15 protein-coding genes and 1 tRNA gene are annotated in these 19,053 nt (G+C 64.8%); 5 read left to right on the plus strand and 11 right to left on the minus strand.

The window, feature by feature from the left end:
* Positions 1–83: 83 nt before the first annotated feature.
* Entirely contained in the window at positions 84–722 is a 639-nt protein-coding gene (locus tag O3299_RS23980; protein WP_305063348.1) for a TetR/AcrR family transcriptional regulator, read from the minus strand.
* 106 nt (positions 723–828) lie between these two features.
* Here O3299_RS23980 and O3299_RS23985 point away from each other — a divergent pair, with 106 nt between their 5' ends.
* A complete protein-coding gene (locus O3299_RS23985) occupies positions 829–2,037 on the plus strand; it encodes a TCR/Tet family MFS transporter (RefSeq protein ID WP_305063349.1) in 1,209 nt (402 codons plus the stop codon).
* Here O3299_RS23985 and O3299_RS23990 read toward each other — a convergent pair.
* The 6 genes from O3299_RS23990 to O3299_RS24015 all read right to left on the minus strand — a co-directional run bounded on the left by O3299_RS23990 (position 2,034) and on the right by O3299_RS24015 (position 8,614).
* Positions 2,034–2,279, minus strand: a complete 246-nt coding sequence (locus O3299_RS23990) for a DUF1059 domain-containing protein (protein WP_099665586.1) — start codon at positions 2,277–2,279, stop codon at positions 2,034–2,036. The genes O3299_RS23985 and O3299_RS23990 overlap by 4 nt on opposite strands.
* A 66-nt stretch (positions 2,280–2,345) precedes the next feature.
* A complete protein-coding gene (locus O3299_RS23995; protein WP_305063350.1) occupies positions 2,346–4,700 on the minus strand; it encodes an acyl-CoA dehydrogenase in 2,355 nt (784 codons plus the stop codon).
* A 123-nt stretch (positions 4,701–4,823) separates the two neighbouring features.
* A complete protein-coding gene (locus O3299_RS24000) occupies positions 4,824–5,156 on the minus strand; it encodes a hypothetical protein (RefSeq protein WP_077399256.1) in 333 nt (110 codons plus the stop codon).
* A gap of 560 nt (positions 5,157–5,716) precedes the next feature.
* Positions 5,717–7,066, minus strand: a complete 1,350-nt coding sequence (locus O3299_RS24005) for a hypothetical protein (protein ID WP_305063351.1) — start codon at positions 7,064–7,066, stop codon at positions 5,717–5,719.
* Between the two features lie 186 nt (positions 7,067–7,252).
* Positions 7,253–8,362, minus strand: a complete 1,110-nt coding sequence (locus O3299_RS24010) for a serine hydrolase (RefSeq protein WP_305063352.1) — start codon at positions 8,360–8,362, stop codon at positions 7,253–7,255.
* Between the two features lie 176 nt (positions 8,363–8,538).
* Positions 8,539–8,614, minus strand: a tRNA-Phe gene (locus tag O3299_RS24015).
* Between the two features lie 118 nt (positions 8,615–8,732).
* Here O3299_RS24015 and O3299_RS24020 point away from each other — a divergent pair.
* Entirely contained in the window at positions 8,733–9,503 is a 771-nt protein-coding gene (locus O3299_RS24020; RefSeq protein ID WP_257218757.1) for a hypothetical protein, read from the plus strand.
* 41 nt (positions 9,504–9,544) lie between these two features.
* On the opposite strand, the gene O3299_RS24025 is transcribed toward O3299_RS24020, so the two are convergent.
* Positions 9,545–9,976 carry a hypothetical protein gene (locus tag O3299_RS24025; RefSeq protein WP_099665581.1) on the minus strand — a complete coding sequence of 144 codons (432 nt, stop codon included), beginning with the start codon at positions 9,974–9,976 and terminating at the stop codon, positions 9,545–9,547.
* Between the two features lie 208 nt (positions 9,977–10,184).
* On the opposite strand from O3299_RS24025, the gene O3299_RS24030 reads away from it, so the two are divergent.
* Complete coding sequence (locus O3299_RS24030; protein ID WP_099665580.1) at positions 10,185–11,180, plus strand: cytochrome-c peroxidase; 996 nt, start codon at positions 10,185–10,187, stop codon at positions 11,178–11,180.
* A gap of 42 nt (positions 11,181–11,222) precedes the next feature.
* On the opposite strand, the gene O3299_RS24035 is transcribed toward O3299_RS24030, so the two are convergent.
* From O3299_RS24035 to O3299_RS24045, 3 genes are all read right to left on the minus strand, one after another.
* Complete coding sequence (locus tag O3299_RS24035) at positions 11,223–13,607, minus strand: S9 family peptidase (protein ID WP_305063353.1); 2,385 nt, start codon at positions 13,605–13,607, stop codon at positions 11,223–11,225.
* Positions 13,608–13,699: 92 nt separating this feature from the next.
* Positions 13,700–15,958 (minus strand): bifunctional diguanylate cyclase/phosphodiesterase, encoded by a 2,259-nt coding sequence (locus O3299_RS24040; protein ID WP_305063354.1) that lies wholly within the window; start codon positions 15,956–15,958, stop codon positions 13,700–13,702.
* A gap of 137 nt (positions 15,959–16,095) precedes the next feature.
* Positions 16,096–16,902, minus strand: coding sequence for a YggS family pyridoxal phosphate-dependent enzyme (locus O3299_RS24045; RefSeq protein WP_305063355.1), 807 nt, complete (start codon positions 16,900–16,902; stop codon positions 16,096–16,098).
* Positions 16,903–16,994: 92 nt separating this feature from the next.
* Here O3299_RS24045 and ptsJ point away from each other — a divergent pair, with 92 nt between their 5' ends.
* Both ptsJ and O3299_RS24055 read left to right on the plus strand, forming a co-directional pair.
* Positions 16,995–18,296 carry a transcriptional regulator PtsJ gene (gene ptsJ, locus O3299_RS24050; RefSeq protein ID WP_305063364.1) on the plus strand — a complete coding sequence of 434 codons (1,302 nt, stop codon included), beginning with the start codon at positions 16,995–16,997 and terminating at the stop codon, positions 18,294–18,296.
* Between the two features lie 33 nt (positions 18,297–18,329).
* On the plus strand, positions 18,330–19,049 hold the full coding sequence (locus tag O3299_RS24055) for a GMP synthase (protein ID WP_099665576.1): 720 nt from the start codon (positions 18,330–18,332) through the stop codon (positions 19,047–19,049).
* Positions 19,050–19,053: the final 4 nt, after the last annotated feature.

The raw sequence follows: 19,053 nt of genomic DNA on the forward strand, positions 1-19,053 counted from the left end.
CAGGTGCTGGCAAATGAAACAAGGAAGTGCGAGGGCTTGCGCTGCGACAGACGCTGGGCTGCCTGAACGACGGGGCTGCCGCTTCAGGCGTAGGGCGTGCCCGCCATGGCGGCGTTCAAGCCCGTGTGCCCGCGGTCTACCAGGGACAAGAAGCCGGCCTTGGCCAGTTGCGCGTCGCCATGTTGCGCGAAGGCACGATGCGCTTCGATGAGGGCGGTGCTCCAGGTGGCCAGCAGCAGGCTGGCCGCCAGGCGGGCGAGGGGATCGCTTGCATCGCGCCCCGTGGCGTCGGCCAGCGCCAGCGCCACCACGTGCGCCAGCTCGTCGCGGATCGCCCGCGCCCGCGCCTTCAAGGTAGCGCTGGCCTCGACGGTGGCAATGAAGCCCTGGCCGGCGGCAGAAAACGTGAGATAGGGACTGTCATCGGCCGCCAGGCGGTGCGCCAGCAGGCGCAGGGTTTCGACGGGAGCGATGGCGGGATCGCGCTGGCGCAGGGCGTCGCGCAGCAGTTCGCGTCCCTCTTCCTCGCGGTCGAAGAACATGTCTTCCTTGCGGGGAAAATGGTTGAACACCGTCATGCGTCCCACGCTGGCCGCGGCCGCGATTTCGTCCACCGTCACTTGCTCGAAGCCGTGCACGAAGAACAATCGCGTGGCGGCATTCGAGATGGCTTGCCGGGTGGCAAGGCGCTTGCGGGAGCGGAGGTCGGCAGGAATCGTCATGTTGCCCCGATCATACACGAAGTGTACTGAGTACAGATAACGCTTGATGGTGCGGCAAGATGGGGAATACTATTTTATGTACTGAGTACATATTTAGATTGAGTATATGAAGAAATCCCTTCCCGTGGCGGCGCTGCCCGTCATTTTCGCCACTGTCGTGCTCGACGCCATCGGCATCGGCCTGGTCTTTCCCATCTTGCCGGCGCTGCTGCGGGACGTCACGCATGCCGATAACGTGGCGCCGTATATCGGCATCATGACGGCCCTGTACGCGCTGATGCAGTTCATCTTTGCACCGGTATTGGGCGCATTGAGCGACCGCCTGGGCCGGCGTCCCGTGCTGCTGCTGTCGTTGGCGGGCGCGGCCGTCAATTACCTGTTCCTCGCCTTCGCCCCCAGCCTGTGGATGCTGTTGCTGGGGCGCGCCATCGCGGGGTTGACCAGCGCCAACGTTTCCGTGGCCACTGCCTACATCACCGATATTTCGGCCGAGAACCAGCGGGCGCGCCGCTTCGGCTTGCTCAACGCGATGTTCGGCGCAGGCTTCATCATCGGTCCCGTGCTGGGCGGCGCGCTGGGCGATTACGGGCTGCGCCTGCCGTTCATGGCGGCAGCCGTCTTGAATGCGGGCAATCTGTTGCTGGCGTGGTTGAGCTTGCCCGAATCACGAACGCCGACACGCGGAAAAATCGACCTGGCGGCATTGCATCCCTTGCGCCCCTTGCGCTGGGTTTTCTCGGAGAAAAGCTTGCTGCCGATCACCGTCATCTTCTTTACCTTCAGCGCGGCCGGCGAAGTGTATGGCGTGTGCTGGGCCTTGTGGGGACACGATGCGTTCGCGTGGAACGGGCTGTGGATCGGCCTGTCGCTGGGCGCCTTTGGCGTGTGCCAGGCGCTGGCCCAGGCCTTCTTGCCCGGTCCGGCCGTGAAACTGCTGGGCGAACGCGCCACCATCCTGACGGGCGTGGCCTGCGCCTGCGTCGCGCTGCTCGTCATGGCGTTTGCCACGCGCAGCTGGATGATCTTCGCCATCATGCCCGTGTTCGCCCTGGGCGGCATCGGCGCGCCGGCCTTGCAGTCGCTGGCGACGCGGCAAGTTGCCGAGGACCGGCAAGGCCAGTTCCAGGGCGTGCTGGCCTCGGCCGTGAGCCTGGCGTCCGTGCTGTGTCCGCTGGTGTTTTCCAGTATCTATTTTGGCGTCCGGGCGCACTGGCCCGGCGCCGTCTGGCTATCCGTGATCGTCGTGTACGCGGCGCTGGTGCCGCTCGTGCTGGGCTTGCGCTTGCAGAAACCGGCGCAAGCCCTGGCAGGCTAGTGCGCGTGCGAGGCCCCGCTGCTGCCGGCCTGTCCCGTCATGGGCAGGTGTTCGGGCGGCATGCCGTCCTTGAACAGTTGACGCAGCTGCTGGCGCAGCTCCGGCGTGTCGTGGTGATGGTGTACCGAGACCGCGTGTTCCACGGCAATACCCAATAGCTCTTCCTCGCTGTCGGCCGAGATGGCCACCGAGCAATGTGTGTCGCTTGGAAATTCCCGGCAATCGATGAATTTGCGCGTCATGATCGACTCCTTTCTGCAAAGAGCGGGCACCGCGCCCGCTTCATTCAGTATAGGTCGCAAATTTGCCTAGGCGGCGCGGCTGCCGGTATCGGCCTCGTGCACGGGCAAGTGTGCTGGCTGCGCCGCTTCGGCCGGAAAATCGTCGACCTGGATCAAACCATCGGCCAGGCGCGCATATTCCAGCAGGGTATTGTGCTCCTGGCAGCTGACCAAGCTTGCTGCCTTGGCTGCGGCCAGCCACTGTTGCATGGCGGACAGGCTTTGCGGCAAGTGCCGCAGGGCCGCGCCTGCGGGCGTGTCTTTCAGGCGTTTTTCGATGTGCAGCACGTCGGGCAGCAAGGCCAGCGCCCGCTCGGCGCAGGCGACGGGATCTGCGGCGTCGCTGGCGACATGACCGTCGGCCAGCAGCCGTTCGCGGTCGGCACCCGGCGTTTGCAGGGCCAGCGCCACCTCGCTGCCCAGTTCGTCGGATGGCGGACGGTGTGGCAGGCCAAACGGGAACAGCAGGGTGCGCAGCAGCACGGCCAGCCCGCGCGTGGGGAAATTGTCGAGCACGCCCGTCAAGCCTTGCTGTGCCTTGACCAGTGCATCTTGCAGCGACCAGTGCACATAGGGCAGGTCGGCGGCGAAACGGCCATCGTCCTCGTAGCGCTTCAGCACGGACGACGCCAGGTACAGCTGCGCCAGCACGTCGCCGAGGCGGGCGGACAGCCGTTCCCGGCGCTTGAGTTCGCCACCGAGCACGAACATCGACATATCCGTCATGACGGCGAACGCTGTCGACAGCCGCGTCAGGGCGCGGTAATAGGGCGCCAGTTCCGCGGCGCCGGCGTCGGGCACGGCTGCCAGGCGCGCGCCGCCCAGGCCGTACCACAGTCCCCGTGCCAGGTTGCCCAGGACAAAGCCCACGTGGCCAAAGAAGGCTGCATCGAAATCGCGCACGGCTTTGCGGCCGTCGCTTTCGCTGACGGCGGCCATTTCCCTGAGCACATATGGATGCGCGCGGATGGCGCCCTGGCCGAAGATGATCAGGCTGCGCGTGAGGATGTTGGCGCCTTCGACGGTGATGGCGATGGGGATTTGCTGGTAGGCGCTGGCGAGGAAATTGTTCGGTCCCACGCAGATGCCCTTGCCGCCGAGAATGTCCATGCCATCGTTGACGAGCGCGCGGCCCCGCTCCGTGACGTGGTATTTGACGATGGCGGAAATGACGGCCGGCTTTTCGCCCAGGTCGACGGCGTGCGCGGCCAGGGTGCGGGCCGCGTCCATCAAGTACAGGTTGGCGCCCATGCGGGCCAGCGCTTCCTGCACCCCTTCGAACTTGCCGATTGGCATGTTGAACTGGCGCCGCACGGCCGCATACGCACCGGTGCCGCGCACGGCCATCTTGCCCATGCCGACGCTGGACGAGGGCAGCGAAATGGCGCGCCCGGCCGCCAGGCATTCCATCAGCATGCGCCACCCTTTCCCCACTTGCGCCTGGCCGCCGATGACCCAGTCGATGGGGATGAAGACGTCGTGGCCCGAGGTGGGGCCGTTCTGGAACGCGGCATTCAAGGGATGGTGGCGGCGGCGGATCACCACGCCGTCGTGGCTGGCGGGGATCAGGGCGCAAGTGATGCCGGGCACATCGTTGTCGGAGAGTAAATGGTCGGGATCGCTGGTCTGGAATGCCAGGCCCAGCAAGGTTGCCACGGGCGCCAGGGTGATGTAGCGCTTGTTCCACGTAAGACGGAAACCGACAGTGGCGCGCCCTTCATGCATGCCCATGCATACGACGCCCAGGTCGGGGATGGCGGCCGCGTCGGAACCCGCATACGGGCTGGTCAGGGCAAAGCAGGGAATTTCCGTGCCGGCAGCCAGGCGCGGCAGATAATGGTTTTTCTGTTCTTCGGTGCCGTAGTGCAACAGCAGTTCGGCCGGTCCCAGTGAATTGGGCACCATTACGGTCACGGCCAGCGCCGAGCAGCGGCTCGACAGCTTCATCACCACTTGCGAATGCATGTAGGCGGAGAATTGCTTGCCGCCGTATTGTTTCGGGATGATCATGCCGAGGAAACCCTGGCTTTTCATGTAGTCCCAGGCTTGCGGTGGCAAGTCGAGTTGCTGCTGCGTTTCCCAGTCGTTGACCAGTTCGCACAGCCGTTCGACGTCGTGCTCAAGAAAGTGGCGCTCCTCGGCAGTGAGCATGGCGCGGCCATACGCCAGCAATTTTGGCCAGTCGGGCCGGCCGGAAAACAGGTCCGCATCCCACCAGGTAGTGCCCGCCTCGAGCGCGTCGCGTTCCGTCTCGGACATGGTCGGCAAGATGCGCTTGAACAGCGCGAGCAGGTGCGGCGCAAGCAAGGCGCGGCGCACGGGGCCGGGCGCAAACAGTAAAACCAGGCCCAGCAGGGCCAGCAGCAGTATGATCGTCAGCATGCGATATCTCCCTGTGTCATGACAACAGAGTAGGCCGATGCGGCCGATGTTACTGTGCGGTACTGCGCATACGCACAACGCCAACCGCAGGGATTGGCGTTGTGGTGTCTGGCGTGAGGCGTATCAGCGTTGCGGAACGACAATCACCGTGTCGCCCGTCTTGCCCTTGGCGCCCGTGTCGCCTTTGGCGCCTTCATCGCCAGCAACACCAGCGTCGCCCTTGGCGCCATCGTTGCCTTGCATGCCACTGTCGCCGGTCTGGCCCGTGGCGCCGGTGGCACCCGTCGCGCCGGCAGGGGCTTCGGCGCCCTTGGCACCGGTAGCGCCGGCAGGACCAGGCGCGCCGGCTGGGCCGGGAACGACTTGTACGACGGTAGGCGCGGGTGGCGCTTCGCGCTGGCAAGCGGTCAGGGCGAGGGTAGAGGCGAGCGCGAGCAATATCAGGGTAGTTTTCATGATGCATCCTTTGGCAGTGTGCCGTGATGTACGGAACGGCTCGACGGCGTCGGGCGCGAGTTTCGCATGGCGGTATGACGGAGAGAATCGGATCAGGTAGCCGTTGCGCCGTGTCGCGCAGGGCGCTGGCGGCGGGAAGGGATGTGGTCTGCCTGCAGCATGTGCTCTTGGACAGCCGCAGTCCGTACGTTTGCGTACATAGCGGCGGGTGGGGTGGAGGTTTGTGCAAGGACAAACAGCCAACCCGAAGGTTGCTGTGGCTGTTCAAATTGGAGTGGCAGCACCGCGACTGAGGGCCTGGTGCTGCCTGGCACGCTTATTTGACGGTCAAATCTGCCTGGGCGGCAGGGGCCGGCGGGGAGTCGCCACCACCGCCTCCGCCACCGCATGCAACGAGCACACACGCGCTAAATACAAGTGCCAGAGGCCTCATCGAACTTGTCCATTCTCAATAGTTACGCCTGTGCTGGCGCCGCCTTGAAACGGCCATGGCTGTGCCAGAGCCAGGCCTTTGATGTCACGTAAATCCAGGACGGTGACCGGATGGGCAGTTGGGAAAATTACAGCGTGACGGGTTCCGGCGTGAGAATGTAGCGCGTATATTTGCCATCCCCCAGGTCGCAGAAGCCTGCCGCCCACAAGCTGCCATCGGTCTTCTGGATGAAGGAGCATGCGCTGCCAGCCCATGCGGCGGCAATCCCGGTACCGACTTGCCGGAAGGCACCGCGATTGAATTGGCCATCGCCGAACTGGCCGTTGTTGCCATCGCCGCCCGCCCACAAGGTGCCGTCGGACTTGACGGCAAGCGCATAATAAGTGCCTGCCGAGATGCTGACGAAGCCATCTCCCACCTTGACCGGCGTGGCGGCAGTGGGCGTGGCGGCGGGCGCCTGGTTGGGCGCGTTGCCGCCCCAGTTCCACAGCGAATTGTCCGCCTTCAAGCCATAGACCGCATCGTAGCTGGTGGCAATCGCAACATAGCCATCCGCGATCTTGACCGGTGTAAATGGCTGGTTGGCCAGATTCTGGGTCCATGTCCACACCGAGCCGTCGCGCTTGAGGCCCAGCGACGCCCCGCCACTGCCACGGGCGATATCCACGTAGCCCGTGTCTATCATGCGCGGCGTCAGCTCCGGTTCGATGGCGTTGGGTTGCTGCAGGCTACGCGCGCCCCAGACCCACAGGCTGCCGTCTTTTTTCAGGGCTTCGGCGTTTTCGCCGGCGACGCTTCTCTCGCCTTTGACGACGACCTTGACGAAATCGCTGCCGATCTGCACAGGAGTGGCGTTTGAGCCGCTCGTGCCATTGCCCTGGATACCTGCGTCATTGCTGTTGCCCCAGCTCCAAAGCGAGCCGTCTTTCTTGATGGCCAGGGTGGCCGCGATGCTGACTGCAACATCGGCGTAGCCGTCGCCGATCTTGACCGGCACGGGCTGGAGAGGGTTCCAGCCCCAGAGTGTGCCATCAGATTTGAGGGCGGCGTAGCGCCAATTCAGGCTGGTGACGAATGCGGCAATGGCCTGATAGTCGACGGAGAGCTTGTGCAATGGCGATGCGGCGCCGGCGCTCGCGGACACGGCGCCCTGGCGCGCTCCCGATTGCCCGGTCGGCGTGCAGCTGAATTGACGCTGCGTGCTGCTACCCCCGCTGAGCTCGGCGATACCTGCGCAGTCCGTCAACGCAAACTGCATGTTATCCGGCAGATTGCTGCCAGTCACAGTAAAGGTGGTGACCATGCCGATGTTGGCCTTGGCGGGCGAAACGGCGCTGACCTCGGGCGGCAGGGGCGTTGGCAGTGTGGGCGGTGTCGGGGGAGGAGCGGGAGGCGATGTCGGTGAAGTACTGCCGCCGCCGCAGGCGCTCAAGGCGAGCATTAAGCTGGTCGCTGAAATAATACGCAAATGAGTCATGGGAATGCAATTTATAAAATTGCATGATTGTAACTTAAGTCATATTGTCATACGGCATTATTGTTTTCGGCGCCAGCAGACAAAGACGCCACCCGAAGGTGGCGTCTTGATCAGTACTGCTGCATTCTTGCTGGCCCGGGGCGGAATCGAAGCAGCGGTACGAAGATGTGCCAAACCAGGCCCGGCCTACTGCGCGCTTTCCATGGATGCCACAGTGTCGAAGATATGCGCCAGCGCGCTTTCCATGGCGCCGGCGGTGGCGTCGCCGCTCTGGTTGGTGATGATGTAGACCCCGAGCTGATATTGGGGAACGATGTAGGCGTAGCCTTGCGCACGCGGCACGCCGCCATGGTGGACGTAATGCGTGCCCAGCTGGCGATTCGTGCCGATGTTCCAGAAATAGGCAATGCTGAAATCATCCTGAAAGCGTAGCAGCGGCTTGTGCGATTCGACGACGGCGGGATGGGCGCTCAATTGCAGGCGCAGGTACTTCGCCATGTCCGGCATGGTCGACTTCAGGTTGCCGGCGGCCCCCCAGGGCAGTTGCGGCATCGGTGTCGTGATGACGGGATTGTCGCTGTGGTAGCCGGGCGCCAGCCGGCCGGCATCCTGGGCTGCGATTTTCAGCCTGGTATCGTGCATGCCGGCTTCGCGCGCGAGAAATTGCGTGAGCAGCACTTCATAGGGCATGCCGTAGATGGTTTCGAGCGCGTGCGCAACGAGTTCGGTGCCGGCGCTGGAATAGGCGTAGTCCTTGCCCAGCGGACCGTTGATGTTGACTGTATGCAAGTCCTGCCAGAATTGGGGTTGTCCGTAGTTGGCATAGGCTGCGTTGAGCTTTGCCGGCGTGGCGTGCGCCGTGAAGTCCTGCAATACGGTGTTCACCTGCAATGGCAGCATGCCCGGCATATTGCTGGTGTGCGTGATCAAATGGCGCAAGCGCACGGGCTGCCCCTGCGACTGCAGGTTCGGGTAGGCGGCCGGCAGGTATTTTTGTATGGGATCGTCGAGCGCCGCCTTCCCATCGAGCACCGCGTTCGCCAGCAGCAGGCCGGCAAAGGTTTTGCTGACTGAGCCGATTTCATACAGCGTTGTATCGTTGGGCGGATTGGCCTTGCCGGTCTCCAGCTCGCCTTGATGCAGGATGAACTCCTGGCCGCGATAAACGACGGCTATCGAGGTCGCGTGCAGCAGTTTCGACTGCAGCAGGGTGGTCGCGGTCTGGCGCATTGCCGCAGGAATGTCATGCGCGGGCGCCGTGGCCGCGGGCTTGCAAGCTGCCAGCAGCAGTGTCATTCCGGTTGTGATTGCGGCGAGTCTGATCATCATGCGCACCATCCAGTGGGGAGGGGCATTCTCGCACAATGGGTTCGGCGGCGACAGAAAAAAGTCACGCGTACGGTTTTGCCTGAGAGCGAAAGGCGGTGGCGGACAAAAGAAAACGCCACCCGAAGGTGGCGTTTTTTTATTCTTGGTGGCCCGGGGCGGAATCGAACCACCGACACAAGGATTTTCAATCCTCTGCTCTACCGACTGAGCTACCAGGCCAAGGCGGCGAATTATAGCAGAAAGACTTTCCACCTGACCAGAGCTGGCTGTGTTCAAATGCAACAGATGGCCAAAACATGGTGTTTTGGCATCCTTGTATGACCGAAAGGATGTGGCGATGCAGCGACGTATTGGAGTGCAAGGCCTGGCGGTGGCGGGCTTGTTCGGCTTGTTGTGCGGCGCGGCGCGGGCCGACGGGTTGGCCGAGTTGAACGCGGCGCTGGCGCGCTTGCAGGGGCAGATGCCGATCAAGGCGCAGGTCGAATCGAAAACCTGGCGCCGCGAAGGCGAGGGCAAGGCGGCGGAAGAGGATAGCGGCCAGGCCACGGTAGCGGTCGAGGGTGGGCCGGCGGGCTTGCAAGTGCTCTACAGTAAGGAGCTGCTGGCGAAAGTGGAGGCCGAGCAGCGCGCCAAGGTGAAGGATCCGAAGGCCAAGGCGCCGATCGGCTTTGCGCTGGGGGAAATGAAGGCGACGGAGCTGCGCTCCATGGTGTCGGCGGCGGACACCCTGTCGCGCGAAATCGAGGAAGCCGTGTTCAGCGGCGAAAAAATGGATAGCTACAAGGGCAAGCCGGCGCGCCTACTCAGCTTTACCTTGTCGCTCGACAAGGTGCCTGAGAAAGACCGCAAGTATGTGAAGAAGTTCGAAGGCGGCCTCGATGTGTGGATCGCGGCGGACGGCACGCCGCTGGCCAGCCATTTCCACGTGGATGTGAGCGGGCGCGCCTTTGTCGTCATCAGCTTTACGCAAAAGACGGACGAGACGCGCCAGTATGGCGTCAGCGGCGACCATTTATTGCTCCTGCGCAAGGAAAGCAAGAATGCCATGTCGGGCGCGGGCGAGAAGGTGGAAAGCAAGATCGTCAAGACCTTGCAATTGCAGTCCTGACGCGTTGCAGAACCTCATAAGCCGCTGAATCAGCGGCTTTTTTACATGGCCGAGCTGCCGCCCAGGCCGCTCTTTTGCAGCACGCAGCGCCCTGCCTGGCAAGTGGCGCCCGGGTCCGTGATGATGGAGCAGGTCGACATCATGCCGTCCGCCTGCTGCTGCTTGCGGCTTGCCTCGGCTTGCGCCTGGGCCAGTGCCTTGAGTTTCTTGCCGTCATTGCTTTTGCTGGACCACGCCAGATAACGCTCGGGGCCGCCGCAAGCCTTGGCGCCGATGGCGATGGTCTGGCATTGCTGGGTGGAATCGCACGCGGCGGCGCCCACTTCCGCCTGGATCTGCGCCAGCAAGCCGGCATTGCCGGGAGCGGGCGGCGCATCATCTTGCGTGGGGGCGCTGCCGCAGGCGCTGGCGGCCAGCAGCAGGAAGCTGGCGCACGCGGCGCGCAGCAGGGCGGAGTAGGTTGGCGTTTGCATGCGCTCATCATGTGCCACGCTTGCGTAAATGGCAAGTGCGATTCGCACTTGGCCAGAACCTTGATCCCGGTCATTTTCCTTATTAACTAGTCAAAGTTAATATAAATCAACATCCAACCAGCGATGTACGGGTGGCAACCGGGCCGGTGCGCTGCATTCCCGCGCCGGCGCGCGCCGCCGATTCGGGAATGTTTCCAGGAGTTAGACTATGCGCCGCACCTTATCCCCCTTCCTCTTCATCGCCAGCCTGACTTTCGGCAACGTGCTGCACGCCGCCGACAAGGAACCGATCCAGCCGATCACCGCCGCCAAGGTGGCCAATCCGGCCATGGTTGAGCTGGGAAAGAAACTGTTTTTCGATCCACGCCTGTCGCGTTCGGGCTTTATTTCCTGCAATAGCTGCCATAACCTGAGCATGGGCGGCACGGACAACATCAAGACGTCGATCGGCCATAACTGGCAGCGCGGACCCATCAATTCGCCTACCGTGCTCAATTCCAGCATGAACGTGGCGCAATTCTGGGATGGCCGCGCCAAGGATTTGCAGGAGCAGGCTGGCGGCCCCATCGCCAATCCCGGCGAGATGGCTTTTACGCACGAGCTTGCCATCGACGTGCTGGCCTCGATTCCCGCTTACCGCGCGGAGTTCAGGCAAGTGTTTGGCCAGGATAAGCTGACCATCGAGCAAGTCACGCGCGCCATCGCCGCCTTTGAAGAAGTGCTGGTGACGCCCGGTTCCCGCTTCGACCAATGGCTGTCGGGCAAGAAGAGCGCGTTGACGAAAGACGAGCTGGCCGGCTACCAGCTGTTCAAATCGAGCGGCTGTATCGCCTGTCATAACGGCCCCGCCGTGGGCGGCAACACCTTCCAGAAGATGGGCGTCGTCGAGCCGTACAAGACGGCGATGACGGCGGAGGGACGCTCGGCCGTGACGGGCAAGGATGCGGACCGCTTCAATTTCAAGGTGCCGACCCTGCGCAACGTGGAGCTGACGTATCCCTACTTCCACGATGGCGAGGCGGCAACCCTGACGCAAGCCGTCGACGTGATGGGCCGCTTGCAGCTGGGCCGCACCTTCACGCCCGATGAAAATGGCAAGCTGGTGGCCTTCCTGAAAACCCTGACGGGCAAGCAGCCGCATATCGTGCTGCCGATCCTGCCGCCATCGTCGGACACGACGCCGCGGCCCGTGCCGTTTGACTGAATGAGTTCATGAAAAATGCCCGCTTCAAGCGGGCATCGGGGTTTATTTCAATGTTCTCTGGAACAACTGATAAATCCGGCGGTACTCGTCATACCACGCTTCCGGCTGCACGAAGCCGTGGCGCTCCATCGGGTAGCTGGCCATTTCCCAGTTATCCTTTTTGAGCTCGATCAAGCGCTGCGACAGGCGTACGGAATCCTGATAAAACACGTTGTCGTCGATCATGCCGTGGGCGATCAAGAGATTGCCCGTCAGTTTGTCGGCGTATTCGATCGGCGACGAGATTTTATACGCTTGCGGATCGACGTCCGGCGTGTTCAGGATATTCGCCGTGTACTCGTGGTTGTAGGTGGTCCAGTCCGTCACGGGACGCAGCGCGGCGCCGGACTTGAAGATTTCCGGTGCGCGCATCAGGGCCATCAGGCTCATGAAGCCGCCATAGCTGCCGCCATAGATGCCCACGTTCTTGATGTCGCCCTGGTGCTGGGCTGCCAGCCAGTTGGCGCCGTCGATGAAATCTTCCAGTTCCGGGTGGCCCATCTGGCGGTAGATGGCCGTGCGCCAGGCGCTGCCGTAGCCGAGCGAGGCGCGGTAATCGACGTCGAGCACGATGTAGCCCTGCTCCACCAGCAGGTTGTGGAACATCTGTTCGCGGAAGTAGACGGGATAGCGCTCGGTCACGTTCTGCAGGTAGCCGGCGCCGTGCGCGAACATGACGATGGGATATTTCTTGCCCGCTTCCAGCTGGGCCGGGCGGTACAGCTTGGCCCAGATCGGCGCCGCGCCATGCGTGGACGGCACTTGCACCAGTTCCGGCATGACCCAGCTGCGCGCCTTGAAGGCGTCGCTGCGCGTATCCGTCAGGATATTCGCCTTGCCGCCGGCAACGGAAATCGTCGCTAGCTGGGCTGGCATATAGCTGGTGGAATAGCGCAGCAGCAGCTTGCCGTTATCGGGCGACAAGCCGAAGTTTTCCACGCCTTTCAAATTCGTCACTTCGCGCGCGCCGCCCTCCTTGGCCGTGCTGGCGCACACTTCATACGTGCCTGGCGCCTGCCGGTTGCACATGAAATACGCGGTTTTGCCGTCGCGGCTCCATTCGACGGCGCTCACTTCCCACTGGCCGCTGGTCAGGGCGCGCGCCGGGGCCGCGCCCGTTTTCGTGTACAGGTGGGCGTAGCCGCTTTCCTCGGACAGATACCACAGGGTGGCGTTGTCGGGCAGCCAGCCGAATTCGTCGGCGCGGCGGTTGACCCAGGCCGTGTCGCTGATGCGGTGCACGGGCACGAGGGCGGCGTTGGCCAGGTCGACGTTGGCGAGCCAGCCATCCTTGTTGTCGATGGCGCGGATGCGCACGGCTGCCTTGCCGCCGTCGTCGGTCCAGGCGATGCCGTCGCGCTGGGCGTCGATGCGCACGGCACGGTTGCCTTTCAGGGCCGGCAGCTTCTGTTCGGCGCGCATGGCGGCCAGCGGATCGGCGGCGATGCCGGGCAGGTTATCGAAGGCGATGTCGCGCACCTGGCCCGTGCGCAGGTCGGCCAGTTTCAGGCTTTGCGCGATCGGCATGTTGCGGCCCACGCGCGTGCGCTCGTCGTCCGCTTCCGGATAGCCCGTTTCCGTGACGTAGCGGGCCAGTTTGCCCAGCTTGCCCTTTTCGGCGGCCTTGTCCTGCGTGACGAACAGCAGCCAGCGGCCATCCGGCGACAGGGCGCTGCCGGAAATGGTGACTTTGTCGCCCAGGTAGATCGGTTCCGGCGCGCGCGTGGCGTCCAGGCGGCGCTCTTCATGGCGGCGTTCGCGGCTGGCGTCGCGGTCTTCCTTCTGGCGCGCCAGGTTGACGATCAGGCGCAGCTGCAGTTCGCGCAGGGCATCCGCTTCCGGCTTGGCGTCCGGGTCCTTGACGGCGCGCAACAGGGCCACGGGGGCGCTCAGGCGGTCATGCCGGTTCCAGCTGAACCAGTCTGTGCCGCTGCGGTATTGCACGGCGCCGCCGTCGGCGGAGTATTGCGGGTCGCTGATGGCGGACACGCCGCGCGTGATCTGGATCAAGGCGCCGCTTTTCAGGTCGCGCTCGAACAAGTCGCCGTTGCGCAGCAGGATGGCGCGCGTGCCGGCCCGGTTGACCACCATGTGCTGGCCGTCGAGATTGGCCAGCTGCGCATCGTCGACCTTCTTGCCGCTATTGAATTTGGCGTTCGCGCCCGGCAATTGATAGGTGTCGCGCAGGGGCGAGCCGAGGCGTTTCTGCTTGTAGTAGAGCTGGCCATTCCAGCCCCACCATGCCGCTTCGACGGGCGTGCCGATCCAGTCGGGATCGGCCATGGCCTGGTCCAGGGTGATGGGCGTGGGCGCGGTGGATGGGGCCGCATGGGCGGCGGGGAGCAGAGAGAGCAGCAGGAGCGGCAGCAGGGGAAGAACCAGACGCATCGGGGATCACTTTAATCAAAGGGGATGGTGAAGGTACAGGCTATGAGGCCGGTATTCTAGCGGAGGAGTTTCGTACAGGAAATGTCGGAAAGCTAAGCCTGATACCGGGCCAGCCAGGCCAGAAAGTCGTCCAGAGGCATGGGCCGCGCATACAGATAGCCTTGCAAGCCGTCGCAATCGTGGGCGAGCAGGAAGTCGGCCTGCTCCTGCGTTTCCACGCCTTCGGCCACCACGCGCAAGCCCAGGTGGCGCGCCATGGCCAGTATCGCTTGCACGATGGCCGTGTCGCGCGCATCGTGCGGCGTGTCGTCGATGAAGCGCTTGTCGATTTTGAGTTCGTACAGCGGCATCGAGGTCAGGTAGGCGAGGCTGGAATAGCCGGTGCCGAAATCGTCGATGGAAAAGCGGATGCCGAGGGCCGCCAGTTCGCGCATGCGCGCCAGCGAGGCGTCGCGCTGGTCGATCAGCAGGCCTTCCGTCAGTTCCAGGATCAGGGCGCCGGCCGGCGTGCCGTGTTCGGCCAGCGCCGCCTGCACGCGGGCGGCGAAATCGGGCTGGCGAAACTGGGCCGGACTGACATTTACAGACAGGGCGACGGGCTGCCCCGCCCGCGCCAGCATGGCGGCGGCGCGGCACGCCTCGCGCAGTGCCCAGTGCCCGAGCCTGACGATCAGCCCCGATTCCTCGGCGATGGGAATGAAGATGCCGGGCGCGATATGGCTGCCGTCCGCCTGCGGCCAGCGCATCAGCAATTCGGCGCCCGTCACCCGGCCATGGCGGTCGACCTGCGGCTGCACGTGCATGCACAGTGCATGGGCATCGAGGGCGCGCGCCAGCGCCCGTTCCAGGGTCAGGCGGCGTTCCACGCCCGCCTGCATGGCCGCTTCAAAGAAGGCGATGCCGTTGCGTCCTTCCGCCTTGGCGCGGTACATGGCGATGTCCGCTTCGCGCAGCAGGTCGTGCGCCTGCTGGCCCGCTTTCGGCAGCAGGGTCACGCCGATGCTGGCGCTGCAATGATAGGACTGCCCGTCGATATCGAAGTCGCGCGCGATGGCGGCGCGGATTTTCTCGGCCACCTGGGCCGCCGCGCGGGCGGCGCTGTCGAGGTCTTCGGCCAGGTGCGCCAGCAGCACGACGAATTCGTCGCCGCCGATGCGCGCCACCGTGTCGGCCTTGCGCATCAGCTGCGCCAGCCGTTCGCCGGCCAGGCGCAGCAGCGCGTCGCCGGTGGCGTGGCCGCGCGCGTCGTTGATGTGCTTGAAGTGGTCGAGGTCGATGAACATCAGCGCGCTGATGGTATTCCCTCGCGGCGCGGCGGCCAGCAGGTGGCCGATGCGGTCCATCAGCAGGCGCCGGTTGGGCAGGCCCGTCAGCACGTCGTAGAAGGCCAGGCGGTGGATGTCCGCTTCCGATTTCTTGCGCTCGTCGATTTCGCGCTCGACGGCCACCCAGTGCGTCTGCTTGCCGTCCGCATCCGTGAACGGCGCCAGTTCCGCTTCGACCCAGTACGCCTTGCCGGCCTTGTTGTAATTGAGCAATTCCGCCCTGGCCGGCTGGGCATTGGCCATGGCGGCGGCGACGCGCGCCAGTTCGCCCGCATCGGTGGCGGGGCCCTGCTGGAACAGCAGGCTGCGGCCCAGCACTTCGGCGCGCGCATAGCCGCTGCTGCGCTCGAAGGCGTCGTTGACGAAGATGATGCGCGTGGCTGGCGCCGCGCCGCCGGGGGCATCGGTCACTTCGGCGAGCATCACCATGTCGTTCAGGCGGGCCAGCGCCGTGGCCGTCAAACGCAGATCGGCGTTCAGCTGCGACAGGGCCTGGCTGCTGCGTTCCAGGTGGCGCAGCAGGAAGGCGCAGGACAGGGTCAGCACGGCGGCGATGAACAGGAAGTTCAGGGCCACGATCAGCGCGCGCAGCACGGGGGAGTCGGGCACGCCCTGCACGTGCAGGGCGACGTCGGGATGCAAGCCGAGGAAAAAGATGGTCAGCGAAGTCAGGGCTAGGGTCGACAAGGCTGGCCGCATCCCCAGCAGCAGGGCCGCCAGCACGGGCATGAGCATCATGTAGATCTGGCTGACGGGGCCGATTTTCAACAGCAGGCCCACGCCCACCAGGTAGGCGACGATGAGGAATTGCCACACGCGCCAGCGGTAGGGCATGGCGCGCAGATGCCAGATGAGACCGACCCAGCCGATGGCCAGCACGTCGAGGGCGACTATGGACCAGATAGCTTCGCGCGCCGCCAGCAAGGCGCTGGGAATGGCGGTGATGATGCCAAGCAGCAACACCACCTGCAGCAGGCGCGAAAAAATCTGTCCGCGCCAGTGCGCGAGATCGTTTGACGCGGCCACGCTGCCGTCCTTTCCCCAGGAGCTGTGCTGCCGAGCTGAGCAGTATGGTAAAAATATTACGCGCTATCTTTATGCATGTCATCTTGATCATTCGGCATGGTTGACTGCGCGGCTACCTGCGGGGCGCGTCGGGCCGCCTACTCCGTCTGCGCCGTGGGCCAGTAGTGGCTGTCCGGCGTGTCCCGCGCGCCGAAGATGGCCTGGCCGACCCGCACGACGGTGGCGCCTTCTTCGATGGCGATTTCATAATCGCCGGACATGCCCATCGACAGCTCGTCGAGGCTGACGCCAGGCGGGGCGTCCTGGCGCAGCCGGTCGCGCAGTTCGCGCAGCAGCACGAAGCAGCGGCGCACACGCACCGCTTCCGCCGACAACAGGGCCAATGTCATGAATCCGCGCACCCGCAGCGCCGGGAAGGCGGACAGCTGGCGCAGGAAAGCAGCCACCTCGTCCGGCGGCAAGCCGTACTTGCTGGCTTCGCCCGACGTGTTCACTTGCACGAATACGTCGAGCCCGCGCCCTTCCGCTTGCAGGCGCCGTTCCAGCGCCTCGGCCACGCGCAGGCTGTCGAGCGCCTGGAACTCGCTGGCAAAGCGCGCCACCAGCTTGGCCTTGTTGGTCTGTAAATGGCCGATCACCGACCATTGCAGGTCGGCCAGGTCCGCCATCGCTTCCCACTTGCGGCCCGCTTCCTGCGGCTTGTTTTCCCCCAGCAGGCGGCAACCCGCGGCATAGGCCAGGCGCAGGCTCGCCTCGGGCTTGGTCTTGCTGACGGGCAGCAGGCGCACGCCGGCCGGATCGCGCCCGACCCGCTGGCATGCGGCCGCCATGCGCACATGCACCGCCGCCAGATTGCGGCGGAAGTCGTCCACGGAAACGGCCTGCGGCCAGCGCCCATGCTGCGCGTGCATGGTGGGAGTGGGCAGGGGAGTGTCATTGTTCATGTGTCAGCCTTGTGTCAGCCTTATGAGCGGCAGGAGTCGCCGCAGTGATGTATGATTGTCCTATGCCAAAATATATCATGTCTGAGACCATCATGAAGATGACAGGGAAAACCGCGGCGCAGCTGTTCGACAGCATCCGCGCGCTGACGCAGGCGGGCGAACTGCCGCCGGGCCAGGCGCTGCCGACCGTGCGCGAGCTGGCGGCGACCTTGGGCGTCAACCGCAATACCGTGTCGCTGGCGTACAAGCGCCTGGTGACGGCCGGGATCGCGGTCACGCAAGGGCGCCTGGGCACGGCCATCCGCGCCCAGCGCGATCCTGGCGAGCAGGAAGGCCTGCTGCCCGGCTCGCCGCTGGCCGACCTGGGCGGCGGCAATCCGAACCTGGCCTGGCTGCCCGATATCGGCGCGGCCCTGGCGCGCAAGCCCTACCGCCCGCGCCTGTATGGCGAGGCCACGCTGGACCCGGCGCTGGAAGCCCTGGCGCGGCGCTGGCTGGCCGGCGATTGCCCGGAAGGGCACGACATTACCCTGACGAATGGGGCGGTCGATGCGGTGGAGCGCCTGCTGGGCGCGTACCTGGTCGCTGGCGACAAGGTGGCCGTGGAAGACCCCTGCTTCGTCAGCAGCATCAACACCTTGCGCATCGCGGGGCTGCACGCCGTTGGCGTGGCGGTCGATGCCGAGGGGATGCAGGCCGGAGCGCTGGAACGGGCGCTGGCGCAAGGCGCGCAAGCCGTCATCGTGACGCCGCGCGCGCACAACCCGACCGGCTGCAGCCTGAGCGCGGCGCGCGTGGCTCAGTTGCGCGCGGTGCTGGCCGCTTATCCGAACGTGCTGGTCATCGTTGACGACCATTTTTCGCTGCTGTCCGTCGCCGGCTACCGGGACGTGATTCCCCCTGCCGCCCGGCGCTGGGCGCTGGTCCGTTCGGTATCCAAGATCTTCGGCCCCGACCTGCGCCTGGCCGTCGTCGCCAGCGACGGGCAGACCGCCCGCCGCCTGCGCCTGCGCCTGGCTCCCGGCACGAACTGGGTCAGCCATCTCTTGCAGGATGCCGTGAGCGCCTGCCTGTCGTCGCCGGACGTGCTGGCGCAGGTGGCCCTGGCCCGCGCAGACTATGCGCGCCGCCGCGGCATCCTGGCCGATGCGCTGGCGGCGCAAGGCCTGGTCTGCGCCAGTCCTGCCGATGGCTTGAACCTGTGGCTGCCGCTGCCGGGCAGCAGCCAGGCGGCCGTGCTGGCGCTGGCCAGGCATGGCTGGCTGGTGCGCGGTGGTGAAGCGTTCGGCGTGCAGGCGCCGGCGCAGGGATTGCGGATCACCGTGTCGAGCATGGATGAAGCGGGCGCGCAGGCGTTCGCCGGCGTGCTGGCCCAGGTGCTGGGAAGGCCATAGTTTTTTAATTCCTCGCCACAGAAAGGGAACATCATGAAAGTCCATTTCATCGTGCATGAAGCGTTCGAGGCGCCGGGCGCCTACGAGACATGGGTGCGCGAGCGCGGCTACGCGGCCACGTATTCCCGCGTCCATGCCCATGAGCCGCTGCCCCCGTCCATCGCGGACATCGACCTGCTGGTCGTCATGGGCGGGCCGCAATCGCCGTCGACGACGCGCGAGGAATGCCCGCATTTCGACGCCGCGGCCGAACAGGCCCTGATTGCCGCATGTGCGGCGGCGGGCAAGGCGGTCGTCGGCGTCTGCCTGGGGGCGCAACTGATAGGCGCAGCCCTGGGAGCACGCCAGGCGCACAGCCCTGAAAAGGAGATCGGCAAGTTCCCCGTCATGCTGACGGCGGAAGGACGGGCAAACGATAAATTCGCCCATTTCGGCGACGTGCTGGAAACCGGACATTGGCATAGCGACATGCCTGGCCTGACTGACAGCGCGAAGGTCATCGCCTGTAGCGAAGGCTGCCCCCGCCAGATCATCGAATACGGCAGGCTGGTGTACGGCTTCCAGTGCCATATGGAGTTCACGCCGGAGGTGGTCGAATTGCTGATCGCCGCGTCGGAAGCCGAACTGGCCATGCTGGAGCCGCACCGCTTCGTGCAGCCGCCAGCGGTCTTGCGCAGCCACGACTGGCACGCCATGAACGGCCAGCTGTTCGGTTTCCTTGACCGCCTCATGCAGGCGTACGCCTCGCCGTGAAAAA

The organism is Janthinobacterium sp. SUN176, from assembly GCF_030587335.1.
Lineage (GTDB): Bacteria > Pseudomonadota > Gammaproteobacteria > Burkholderiales > Burkholderiaceae_D > Janthinobacterium > Janthinobacterium kumbetense.

Bases quoted from the DNA above. Each gene is read 5' to 3' on its own strand.
- O3299_RS23980 (WP_305063348.1), bottom strand. From the start codon at position 722: ATGACGATTCCTGCCGACCTCCGCTCCCGCAAGCGCCTTGCCACCCGG.
- O3299_RS23985 (WP_305063349.1), top strand. From the start codon at position 829: ATGAAGAAATCCCTTCCCGTGGCGGCGCTGCCCGTCATTTTCGCCACT.
- O3299_RS23990 (WP_099665586.1), bottom strand. From the start codon at position 2,279: ATGACGCGCAAATTCATCGATTGCCGGGAATTTCCAAGCGACACACAT.
- O3299_RS23995 (WP_305063350.1), bottom strand. From the start codon at position 4,700: ATGCTGACGATCATACTGCTGCTGGCCCTGCTGGGCCTGGTTTTACTG.
- O3299_RS24000 (WP_077399256.1), bottom strand. From the start codon at position 5,156: ATGAAAACTACCCTGATATTGCTCGCGCTCGCCTCTACCCTCGCCCTG.
- O3299_RS24005 (WP_305063351.1), bottom strand. From the start codon at position 7,066: ATGACTCATTTGCGTATTATTTCAGCGACCAGCTTAATGCTCGCCTTG.
- O3299_RS24010 (WP_305063352.1), bottom strand. From the start codon at position 8,362: ATGACACTGCTGCTGGCAGCTTGCAAGCCCGCGGCCACGGCGCCCGCG.
- O3299_RS24020 (WP_257218757.1), top strand. From the start codon at position 8,733: ATGCAGCGACGTATTGGAGTGCAAGGCCTGGCGGTGGCGGGCTTGTTC.
- O3299_RS24025 (WP_099665581.1), bottom strand. From the start codon at position 9,976: ATGCAAACGCCAACCTACTCCGCCCTGCTGCGCGCCGCGTGCGCCAGC.
- O3299_RS24030 (WP_099665580.1), top strand. From the start codon at position 10,185: ATGCGCCGCACCTTATCCCCCTTCCTCTTCATCGCCAGCCTGACTTTC.
- O3299_RS24035 (WP_305063353.1), bottom strand. From the start codon at position 13,607: ATGCGTCTGGTTCTTCCCCTGCTGCCGCTCCTGCTGCTCTCTCTGCTC.
- O3299_RS24045 (WP_305063355.1), bottom strand. From the start codon at position 16,902: ATGAACAATGACACTCCCCTGCCCACTCCCACCATGCACGCGCAGCAT.
- ptsJ (WP_305063364.1), top strand. From the start codon at position 16,995: ATGAAGATGACAGGGAAAACCGCGGCGCAGCTGTTCGACAGCATCCGC.
- O3299_RS24055 (WP_099665576.1), top strand. From the start codon at position 18,330: ATGAAAGTCCATTTCATCGTGCATGAAGCGTTCGAGGCGCCGGGCGCC.